Here is a 9,257-nt window from a genome sequence, read left to right as displayed (position 1 = left end):
GGCGTGATCGAGTCGAACTCGCGGTTCACGATCCCGACGTAGGTCGAGTCGCTGAGCTTGTTCGCGGCCACCGCCACACCGAAGTACCGACCCGTCCGGTTCGCCGCCGCCGCCAACGTGCTCCCCGGACCCGGCTGCTGAGACGTCGTCGTCGTGGTCGTGTCCGTCGTCGTGGTGGTCGTCGTCGTGCTGGTGGTCGTGGTCGGGTCGGTGGTCCCGGTGCTGTTGAGGCCCAGGAACGCGATGGCGTACTGCACCATCCCGCTCTGCGGCAGCGAGTGCCCGACGCCCTGGACGCTGATCCCCTCGACCGGCGGCTGGGTGCCGCTGCCGCCGTAGCGGGTGCGGGTCCAGCTGCTCTGGGGCCGGTCGGTGGCGGTCGGCGTCTGGCTCAGGCCGTGGACGTTGGTCCACTGCTTGATCGCCTCGCCGAAGTTCGGGTAGCGCAGGGTGTCGTCCGTGGTGCCGTGCCACAGCTGCACCCTCGGGAACCGCCCGGTGTGGCCGCCGCTCATCTGGCGGGCCTGGTCGCCCCACTGCTGCGCGGTCTTGGTGAGCTGGCCGTTGGCGCACTGGCTGTTCCAGGCGGACCCGTCGGTGGTGGCGAAGCAGCCCGCGGGCACGCCCATGAACGACGAGGCGGCCGCGAACACGTCCGGGTACTCCGCGGCCATCACGTTGGTCATCATCGCGCCGGAGGAGAACCCGGTGAGGAAGACCCGGGAGGGGTCCACGTCGTAGCGCTGCTTGGCCCAGTTCACCATCGACAGGATGCCGACCGGGTCGCTGCCCCCGCCGCGCGTGAGGGCCTGCTGGGACGACACGTCGAAGCACTGCCCGCTGCGGGTCGCCTCGGGGAACACGATGACGTAGCCGTGCTGGTCCGCGGCGGTCACGTAGTCGCGGGCGTAGCCGTTGAAGATCGCCGACGCGGTGCCGGTGCAGTAGTGCATGGCCACCAGCAGCGCCGGCCGGGCCGCGACCCGGTCCGGCACGTAGGTGTACATCCGCAGGTTGCTCGGGTTGGTGCCGAAGTTGGTGACCTGGGTGAGGGTGGCGGCGGAGGCGGGCTGGGCGGCGAGCAGCACGCTCGCGACGACCAAGGGCGCGGCCACCGCGGCCAGGGCCGGGAGGAATCTTCGCACTCGACTGGTCCTTTCCTGGTGCAGGGGTGGAACACCGCACCAGGACCGGAGGACGATCGGAGCCGGGCGTCGGTGCGGGCTCACTCGATGAGCACGATGGTCATTCACCCCCGATATCCGGGTCAACGCTTGTCGATATTTTTCGAAATCTTTCGAAGCTTTCCCACCAGCCCCTGCCAGCGACAACCCGGTACTCCTATCTCAATTGGACGCCTGTCGAACCCGCGCGGAAGCCCGCGAAACGAACAATGTTGCGATAGTGTTCGCAACCGGTGCCCGCCGTTCGCCGGAATGCCCGCGACGTCGATGTGGGCCATTGACCGGCGGGGCGGCCGTGCCCCTTTCGGGGCGGCGTCGTGGGCGGTCGGGGCGACCGTCACCCGTTCGGGTAGTGATCCCGTGGTGCGTCGCGTGCCGAAGATCGAGAAGTGGAAGCGGCGCAGCGAGTCCTGCTCATCGACCTGGAGAACATGATCGGTCCGGTCAACCCCCGGCCCGAGCTGGTGCGCGGGCGGATCACCGCGCTGGTGCGGGCGGCCGGGCCGGTGCACCACGCGCTGGCCTGCTACGCCCGGACCGAACCGGAGCTGGACGTGATCGGCAACGTGCTCACCGAGATGAACGTGCCCAGCCGCGTGGTCGCGCCGGGTCCGGACGCGGCCGAGAAGGCGCTGCTCGCCCACGCCCGCTACGCCCACGACCGGGGTTGCCGGACGTTCAGCGTCGCCTCGGCGGACCGCAGCTTCACGGCGCTGGCCGAGTTCGGCGACTTCGACGTGATCGCCTGGACGAACCAGCAGGTGTCGACGCGCCTCCAGGCGGCCGCCCGGCAGGTGCTCCGGGTGCCCCGTTCGGGGCCCGCCACCGGGCCCGCGCCGGTCTACCGGCCTCCGGGTCCGGTGCTGCCGCTGCTCTCGGCGTTGACCACGGGGATCGGGATCGGCCTGGGGCACTTCCTGGTCGAGCGCCTGGTCAACCGGGTGACACCGCCCGGAGCGCCTCGTCGATCCGGCGGTCGGTCACGGTGAGCAGGCCGAACAGGGCGGTCAGCGCCAGGGCGGTGGCGACGGCGAACAGCGCGCGCAGGCCGACGAGGTGGGCCAGCGCGCCGCCGAGGGCCGCGCCGAGCGGCATGGTCCCCCAGGCGACCATCCGGTAGGCGCTGTTCACCCTGCCCAGCAGGCGGTCCGGCGTGACCTGCTGGCGCAGCGAGATCGCGACCACGTTGAGCACGGCGATGCCGAAGCCCGCGACGACGAACGCGGCCGCCACCGCGTACGGGTCGGTGGTGACCGCCGGCGCGGCGAGGAGCAGGGTGCCTGCGGTGAAGCCGAGGCCGAGCGCGCGGGCGCGGCCCAGGCGGGCGACCAGGCGTTCGGCGGCGAGCGAGCCGGCCAGGCTGCCGATCGCCGGGGTGGTCAGCAGCAGGCCGAACACCCGGTCGGTCAGGCCCATGGCCGAACCCGGCCCCACCGCGTACAGCACGAACACGGCGGCCGTCGCGCTGCTCGCCAGGTTGAACACGCCGACCATGGCGGCCAGGGCGCGCAGCAGGCGGTGGCGGACCAGGAAGCGGATGCCCTCCGCGATGTCGGCGCGCAGGGTGGTGCGCTGCTGCCGGGGCACCCGGAACGCGCCGCGGACCGCCAGCAGCACGCCTACCGCCACCAGCCAGAGCGCGGCCGGGACGGTGAAGGCCACCACCGCGCCCGCGGCCACCAGCAGTCCCGCGGCGGCCGGGCCGAGGAACTCGTTGGCGGTCAGCTCCACCGCGAACAGCCGGGCGTTGGCCCGGGGCAGGCGGTCGCGGGCCACGACCTGCGGGAGCAGGGAGTGCGCGCAGGTGTCGTAGAGGACCTCGGCGGCGCCGACGCCCAGGGCGATCGCGTACAGCAGGCCGATGCCCGCCACGTCCAGCGCGACCGCCCCGGCGAGCGCGGCGAGCAGCGCGGCGCGGGTCGTGTTGGCCGCGAGCATGATCACGCGCCGGTCGAAGCGGTCGACGACCGCGCCCGCGGGCAGGGTGAGCACCAGCCACGGCAGGGTCAGGGCGAACACGAGGCCGGCGATCAGCGCGGGTTCGCGGGTGATCTGCACCGCGACCAGCGGCAGGACCACCTTGAACGTGCCGTCCGCCAGGTTCGAGAAGCCGGAAGAAGCCAGCAGGCGCCAGAACGCCCTCCCCAGGTGCATTGGTGGAGATTGGCACATCGGTGGGATTTTCTCCATCGGTTTGGCCGCGACTAGATTGGGCCCGTGGTGCAACGGCAGCGGCGTCCGGCGACGGTCCAGGAGACGAAGGCCCTGGCCCACCCGCTGCGCCTGCGCGTGCTGCGGCTGTGCATGGGGCAGGAGCTGACCAACAAGCAGCTGGCCGAGCGGTTGGGGCGCGACCCGGGCACCGTGCTCTACCACGTGCGCCAGCTGGTGGCCGCCGGGTTCCTGGAGGTCGGCGAGGTGCGCGCGGGCGCGGGCGGCGCCCTGGAGAAGCCCTACCGGTCCACCGACCGGTCGTGGTGGCTGGACGGGCCGCTCGGCGACGACGGCCCCCCGGCGCCCATGGCCCCGCTCCAGGCGTTCCAGGAGGAGCTGGCCGAGGCCGGGCCCGAGTCGGTGCGGACCTACGCGCGGTTCGCGCTGCACCTGTCCCCCGAGGAGCTGGCCGAGCTGGACCGCCGGATCAGCGCCGTGCTCGACGAGTACGTGGCGACCGACGACCAGCGCCTGGACCGGCCGCTGCACGGCGGGATCTTCGTGCTCCACCGCCTGGTCCGGTGACGCCGGCCGCCGCGCCGCCCTGCCCGACGGCGACCGGCTCTACGCCGGCACGATCGCCCGGCACACCACCACCGACCTGTACCCCGACGCCCACGCCCGCCTCGGCATGCCGGCGTTCGACTCGATGCGCGCCGGGCGGCTGGTCGCGGACACCGGCCTGCACGCCTTCGGGTGGAGCCGGGAGCGGGCCGTCGACTTCCTCCGCACCGCCACGCCGACTGCGCCCGAGCTGGTCGAGTCCGAGGTGGACCGCTACCTCGCCGACCCCGGGCAGGCGCCGGCCTGCACCGCGGGCCGACTGGAGTTCCAGCGCCTGCGCGGGGACGCCGAGCGCCGGCTGGGCGGCGCGTTCGACATCAGGGACTTCCACGAGGTGGTGCTGTCGGAGGCGCGCGTGCCGCTGTCGACGCTCGGCGACCTGGTCGAGGAGTGGGTTCAGTCCCGGGTGCGCCTCCGGTAGAGCAGGGTCGCCAGGGTGAACGACACCGCCAGCAGCCCGACCGACCAGGCGAGCGCCGCCCACCCGGCGCCGCCGACGGGCGTGCCGGTGAGCAGGCCGCGCACGGTCTCGATGATCGGCGTGATCGGCTGGTGCTCGCTGATCACCCGCAGCACCGCGGGCATGGTGCCGGTCGGCACGAACGCGCTGCTCAGGTAGGGCAGGAACAGCATGAGGAAGCTGAACGTGCCCGCCGCCTCGACCGACTTGGCCACCGCGCCCAGCCCCGCCGCCAGCCACGACAGCGCCAGCACGTAGAGCAGGAGCAGGCCCGCCGTCGCGGCCCACTCCACCGGTGACGCCGTCGGCCGGAAGCCCATGGCGACCGCCGCGCCGATGACGACGGTGGTGGAGACGGCGTTGCGGGCGACGCTGGCCACGACGTGTCCGGTGAGGACCACGAACGGGCGGATCGGCATGGACCGCAGGCGGTCCACCATGCCCTTGGTGAGGTCGTCGGCCACGGACATCGCGGTGGACGCGGCGCCGTAGCCGACGCACAGCAGGACGATGCCGGGCACCACGTAGTTCACGTACCGGGTGCCGGTGTCGATCGCGCCGCCGAAGACGTGGACGAACAGCGTCATCATCAGCAGCGGCAGGACCACGGACATGACCAGCGTGTCGGTGTTGCGCCTGGCCAGGCGCACGCTGCGGCCGATCATGGTGATCGAGTCGGCCAGCGGGCCGGTCACCGGGCCGGCCGCGGGGTTGGTCACCGGGTCGGCCGCGGGGTCGGTCATCGGGCGGCTCACGCGGGCACCCCTTCCCCGGTCAGCGAGAGGAACACGTCGTCGAGGGTCGGCCGGTGCGAGGACACCCGCGCGGGCGCGACGCCCGCCGAGCGCAGGTCGTCCAGCACGGCGTGCAGGTGGGCGGCGCTGCCGTCGGACGGCACGCTGAGCACCCGGTGCCCCGGGTCGGCGAACCCGCCCAGCCGGGCCCGCGCGGCGCGCAGCTCGCCCGCCGAGGCGAAGCTCAGGTCGACGCGCTCGCCGCCGACCCGCGCCTTGAGCTCGTCGGCGGTGCCCTGCGCGGCCACCCGGCCCCGGTCCAGCACCACGATCCGGTCGGCCAGGCGGTCTGCCTCCTCCAGGTACTGCGTGGTGAGGAAGATCGTCGTACCCGTGCGCGTGAGCTCGCGGATCGCCTCCCACGTGGTCGTCCGGCCGGCCGGGTCGAGCCCGGTGGTCGGCTCGTCCAGGAACACCACCCGGGGCGAGGCGACCAGGCCCATGGCCAGGTCCAGCCGCCGCCGCATCCCGCCCGAGTAGGTCCGGACCCGCCGGTCCGCGGCGGCGACCAGGTCGAACCGCTCCAGCAGCTCGTCGGCCCGCGCCCGCGCCCCCGCCCGGCCGAGCCGCCGCAGCCGGCCGACCAGCACCAGGTTCTCCCGCCCGGTCTGCTCGGCGTCCACGGCCGCGTACTGCCCGGTCAGGCTGATCACCCGGCGCACCTCGACCGGCTCGCGCACCACGTCGAACCCCGCCACCCGCAGCCGCCCGGCGTCCGGCCGGGTCAGCGTGGACAGGATCCGGACGGCGGTGGTCTTCCCGGCGCCGTTGGGACCGAGCAGCGCGAAGATCGACCCCTCGACGACCTCCAGGTCCACCCCGTCCAGCACCGCGGTGGACCCGTAAGCCTTCTTCAGGCCGGTCACCTCCACGATCATGACAACCCCCTGTGCGTATGCGATACGCAAATTAGCGTAGCTGATACGCAATTAATGGCCAAGCCCTAGACTGGCCGCGTGACCGAGGAGACCGGCCTACCCGACAGCGTCGCGCTCCTGTGGGGCCTGCGCGACACGCCCCGGCGCGGCCGCAAACCCTCGCTCACCAGCGCGGACATCACCCGGGCCGCGGTCGGGGTCGCGGACGCCGAGGGCCTGGCCGCCGTGTCCATGGCCCACGTGGCGCAGCAGCTGGGCAGGTCCACGATGGCCCTCTACCGGCACGTGCGGAGCAAGGACGAGCTGCTGGCGCTGATGTTCGACGCGGCCATGGAGGAGCCGCCCGAGCTGCCGGCGGGCTGCGACTGGCGGACCGGGCTGACCGCCTGGTCGCACGGCGTGGTGGCGGTGCACCGCAGGCACCCGTGGCTCAGCCGGGTCCCGATCAGCGGACCTCCCGTCGGACCGCGCAACCTGGCCTGGTTCGACCGGGCCCTGGGCGCGCTGGCCGGGACCCCCCTGACGGAGGAGGAGAAGGTGCGGGTCGTGCTGGGCCTGCTGACCTTCATCAACGGCGAGGTGCGCCTGGCCGGCGACCTGGCCGCCGGGTACGAGGACAACCCCGAGGCGTTCAGCCGCGCCTACTCGACCGCGCTCAGGCGGGTCGTCGACCCCCGCCGGCTGCCCTGGTTGAGCCGGGTGGTCGAGGCAGGTGTGTTCGACCTGGACGACCTGCGCGCGGAGGAGGACGCGGACACCGACTTCGCCTTCGGCCTGGACGTCTTCCTGGACGGCGTGGCCGCCCACGTGGCGCGCCGCGGGTAGGGGGAGAACGGCACCGCGGGGCCGGTCGGGGCCCCGCGGCACCACAGATCACCGCTGTCGTGCCTGCGCCACCCGCTGCCGCACGGGTGTGTCGGCCGACATGACCGCGAGGGCCGCGGTGATCAGGACCAGGTTCTTGACCACGAACTCACCGGTCATGGTCAACAGCAGCGGGTTTCCCGTCCGGAACGCGACGGTCGGCTGCACCACCAGGGTGAGGAAGGTCCCGCACAGGTGGAGCACCACCAGCAGCGCTACCCAGCGCAACCGGCGACCCGCCACCAGGGCCATCCCCAGCACCACCTCCACCACCCCGAGCAGCAGGACGAACGTGCCCGGGTCGAGCCACGGGACGGTCCGGGCCACCAGGTCGGCGACCGGTGTCGCACCGGCCACCTTCAGCGCGCCGAACCACACGAACACCACGCCGAGAGAGCCCCTGAGCAGGGGAACGCTCAACGCCCGCAGCGAGTTCGCGTGCACGTCCAGACGGGACGAGAAGCTGGTCATCCGCATCACTTCCTTCGGGGCGGGACCACGTCGTCCCGCGCAGGAGGTCTGTCCGGTGTGCGGTCGACGCTGACCGCACACCGGACTGGGAGCGCTCCCAGAACTGTAACGGTAAGGAAACTCGCTGTGAAGGACCCGGAACGTGGATTGGTCCGGGAGGCTGCGGCGGGATGCTCCGCTCGCCCCTGGCGAGACGGGCCGACGACCGGCGAACGGACCAGTGCGGGCGGCTTCGGGAGCCGGGTCGGACCTCAGTCGCGGGTGTCGCCCAGGGATTCGAGGACCGTCGCCAACGCCCCGGCCAGCGCCGCCCGCTCCTCCCCCGTCAACCCACCCAGCAGGCGCTCCTCGGTGGCCAGGTGGTCCGGCAGCACGCGGTCCACGAGGGCCAACCCCTCCCCGGTCAACCCGACCACCACCCCGCGCCCGTCGTGCTCGCTCGGCGTCCGCGTGACCAACCCGCGGGCCTCCAGGCGGTCGAGGCGCTGGGTCACCGCACCCGAGGTCACCATCGACGCGCGCATCAACCCGGTCGGCGTGAGCCGGTGCGGCGGGGCGCTGCGCCGCAGGGTCGCCAGCACGTCGAACGAGGCCCGGTCCAGGCCGTGGCCGGCGAAGGTCCGCTGGAGCTCGCCGTCGACCAGCCGGCTCAGGCGCGTCAGCCGGCCGACCACCGCCATCGGCGAGACGTCCAGGTCGGGACGTTGCGCGTGCCACTGCTCCAGCACCAGGTCGACGTGGTCCGCCACCCGCCCAGCTTAGCGATGGCCGAATTCCCACCCGGATACCTCACCGCTAAGCTACTTTACCTTAGTGCTAAGCAAATATACGCTCGCCATCACCGCCACCGCCCCCGCCGTCTGGGGCACGACCTACTTCGTGACCAGCGAGTTCCTGCCTCCCGACCGCCCCCTCCTGGCCGGGCTGCTCCGCGCGCTGCCCGCCGGGCTGCTGCTGCTCGCGCTCACCCGCCGGCTGCCGCGCGGCGACTGGTGGTGGCGCGCGGCGGTGCTCGGCACGCTCAACATCGGCCTGTTACTGCCGCTGCTGTTCCTGGCCGCCTACCGCCTGCCGGGCGGGGTCGCGGCGACGGCGGGCGCGGTGCAGCCGCTGGTGGTGGCGGGGCTGTCGACCCTGCTGCTCGGGCGGCCCGCCACCACGCGCGCGGTCCTCGCGGGGCTGGCGGGCGTCGGCGGGGTCGCCCTGCTCGTGCTGCGCGCCGACGCCCGGCTCGACGCGGTCGGGGTGGCGGCGGCGCTGGGCGGCGCGGTGGCCCTGGCCGCCGGGGTGGTGCTGGGCAAGCGGTGGCCCGCGCCCGCGCCGCTGCTCGCGGTCACGGGGTGGCAGCTCACGGCGGGCGGCCTGGTGCTGCTGCCGGTCGCGCTGCTGGTCGAGGGCCCGCCGCCCGCGCTCGACGCCGCGAACCTCGGTGGCTACGCCTACCTGGGGCTGATCGGCGGCGCCCTGACCTACGCGCTGTGGTTCCGGGGCATCGGCCTGCTGCCCGCCACGCGGGTGGCGTTCCTCGGGCTGCTCAGCCCGGTCGTGGCGACCGCCGTCGGGTGGCTCGCGCTGGACCAGTCGCTCACCGCGACCCAGGTCCTGGGCGCGGTCGTCGTCCTGGTCGCGGCGCACACCGGAGGGCGGGCGGGTGGTGACGCCGGCGGGTGGTCCCGGCTCGCGTCGGCGTCCTGGTCGCGGCTCGCGTCCTGGTCGCGGCTCGCGCGGTCGTCCTGGTCCCGGCGCACAGCGGCGGGCCGGACCGGGGCGCCGACGCGACCGGGGGCGGGCCGTGACTGACGGCCCGCCCCCGGTCCTCGATCCGGTC

The 9,257-nt window shown here is 73.6% G+C and carries 11 protein-coding genes; 5 read left to right on the top strand and 6 right to left on the bottom strand.

Annotated elements, in window-relative coordinates:
- Window positions 1-1,145: PHB depolymerase family esterase (locus Q5530_RS35555; protein WP_415367243.1), on the bottom strand; the 1,145-nt coding region annotated here is incomplete at its 3' end.
- Between the two features lie 428 nt (window positions 1,146-1,573).
- Between Q5530_RS35555 and Q5530_RS35550 the strand changes: the two genes are divergently transcribed.
- On the top strand, window positions 1,574-2,173 hold the full coding sequence (locus tag Q5530_RS35550) for a hypothetical protein (protein WP_415367242.1): 600 nt from the start codon (window positions 1,574-1,576) through the stop codon (window positions 2,171-2,173).
- On the opposite strand, the gene Q5530_RS35545 is transcribed toward Q5530_RS35550, so the two are convergent.
- The gene (locus Q5530_RS35545) at window positions 2,118-3,338 is read right to left on the bottom strand and encodes an MFS transporter (protein WP_415367241.1); all 1,221 of its coding nucleotides are present in this window, start codon (window positions 3,336-3,338) and stop codon (window positions 2,118-2,120) included. The two genes, Q5530_RS35550 and Q5530_RS35545, sit on opposite strands and share 56 nt — an antisense overlap.
- Before the next feature lie 63 nt (window positions 3,339-3,401).
- Here Q5530_RS35545 and Q5530_RS35540 point away from each other — a divergent pair, with 63 nt between their 5' ends.
- Both Q5530_RS35540 and Q5530_RS35535 read left to right on the top strand, forming a co-directional pair.
- The gene (locus Q5530_RS35540; protein ID WP_380636120.1) at window positions 3,402-3,923 is read left to right on the top strand and encodes an ArsR/SmtB family transcription factor; all 522 of its coding nucleotides are present in this window, start codon (window positions 3,402-3,404) and stop codon (window positions 3,921-3,923) included.
- A 19-nt stretch (window positions 3,924-3,942) separates the two neighbouring features.
- A complete protein-coding gene (locus Q5530_RS35535) occupies window positions 3,943-4,383 on the top strand; it encodes a DUF885 family protein (protein ID WP_415367251.1) in 441 nt (146 codons plus the stop codon).
- Here the strand turns inward: Q5530_RS35535 and Q5530_RS35530 are convergent.
- Together Q5530_RS35530 and Q5530_RS35525 are read right to left on the bottom strand one after the other, a co-directional pair.
- A complete protein-coding gene (locus Q5530_RS35530; protein ID WP_415367240.1) occupies window positions 4,359-5,177 on the bottom strand; it encodes an ABC transporter permease in 819 nt (272 codons plus the stop codon). The genes Q5530_RS35535 and Q5530_RS35530 overlap by 25 nt on opposite strands.
- Window positions 5,174-6,094 (bottom strand): ATP-binding cassette domain-containing protein, encoded by a 921-nt coding sequence (locus tag Q5530_RS35525; RefSeq protein WP_415367239.1) that lies wholly within the window; start codon window positions 6,092-6,094, stop codon window positions 5,174-5,176. The genes Q5530_RS35530 and Q5530_RS35525 overlap by 4 nt, the downstream gene beginning before the upstream one ends.
- Before the next feature lie 78 nt (window positions 6,095-6,172).
- Between Q5530_RS35525 and Q5530_RS35520 the strand changes: the two genes are divergently transcribed.
- Window positions 6,173-6,919 carry a TetR/AcrR family transcriptional regulator gene (locus Q5530_RS35520; protein ID WP_415367237.1) on the top strand — a complete coding sequence of 249 codons (747 nt, stop codon included), beginning with the start codon at window positions 6,173-6,175 and terminating at the stop codon, window positions 6,917-6,919.
- A gap of 48 nt (window positions 6,920-6,967) precedes the next feature.
- On the opposite strand, the gene Q5530_RS35515 is transcribed toward Q5530_RS35520, so the two are convergent.
- Together Q5530_RS35515 and Q5530_RS35510 are read right to left on the bottom strand one after the other, a co-directional pair.
- The gene (locus Q5530_RS35515; protein WP_415367236.1) at window positions 6,968-7,429 is read right to left on the bottom strand and encodes a DUF417 family protein; all 462 of its coding nucleotides are present in this window, start codon (window positions 7,427-7,429) and stop codon (window positions 6,968-6,970) included.
- Between the two features lie 251 nt (window positions 7,430-7,680).
- Window positions 7,681-8,178 carry a MarR family winged helix-turn-helix transcriptional regulator gene (locus Q5530_RS35510; RefSeq protein WP_415367234.1) on the bottom strand — a complete coding sequence of 166 codons (498 nt, stop codon included), beginning with the start codon at window positions 8,176-8,178 and terminating at the stop codon, window positions 7,681-7,683.
- 64 nt (window positions 8,179-8,242) lie between these two features.
- Between Q5530_RS35510 and Q5530_RS35505 the strand changes: the two genes are divergently transcribed.
- Complete coding sequence (locus Q5530_RS35505) at window positions 8,243-9,229, top strand: EamA family transporter (RefSeq protein WP_415367232.1); 987 nt, start codon at window positions 8,243-8,245, stop codon at window positions 9,227-9,229.
- The last annotated feature ends 28 nt before the right edge of the window (window positions 9,230-9,257 follow it).

It is taken from the genome of Saccharothrix sp. BKS2 (assembly GCF_047689505.1).
Taxonomy (GTDB): Bacteria; Actinomycetota; Actinomycetes; order Mycobacteriales; family Pseudonocardiaceae; genus Actinosynnema; species Actinosynnema lopnurensis.
Note: the sequence above shows the minus strand (reverse complement) of the source record. Positions and strands in the feature narration are given on the sequence as shown.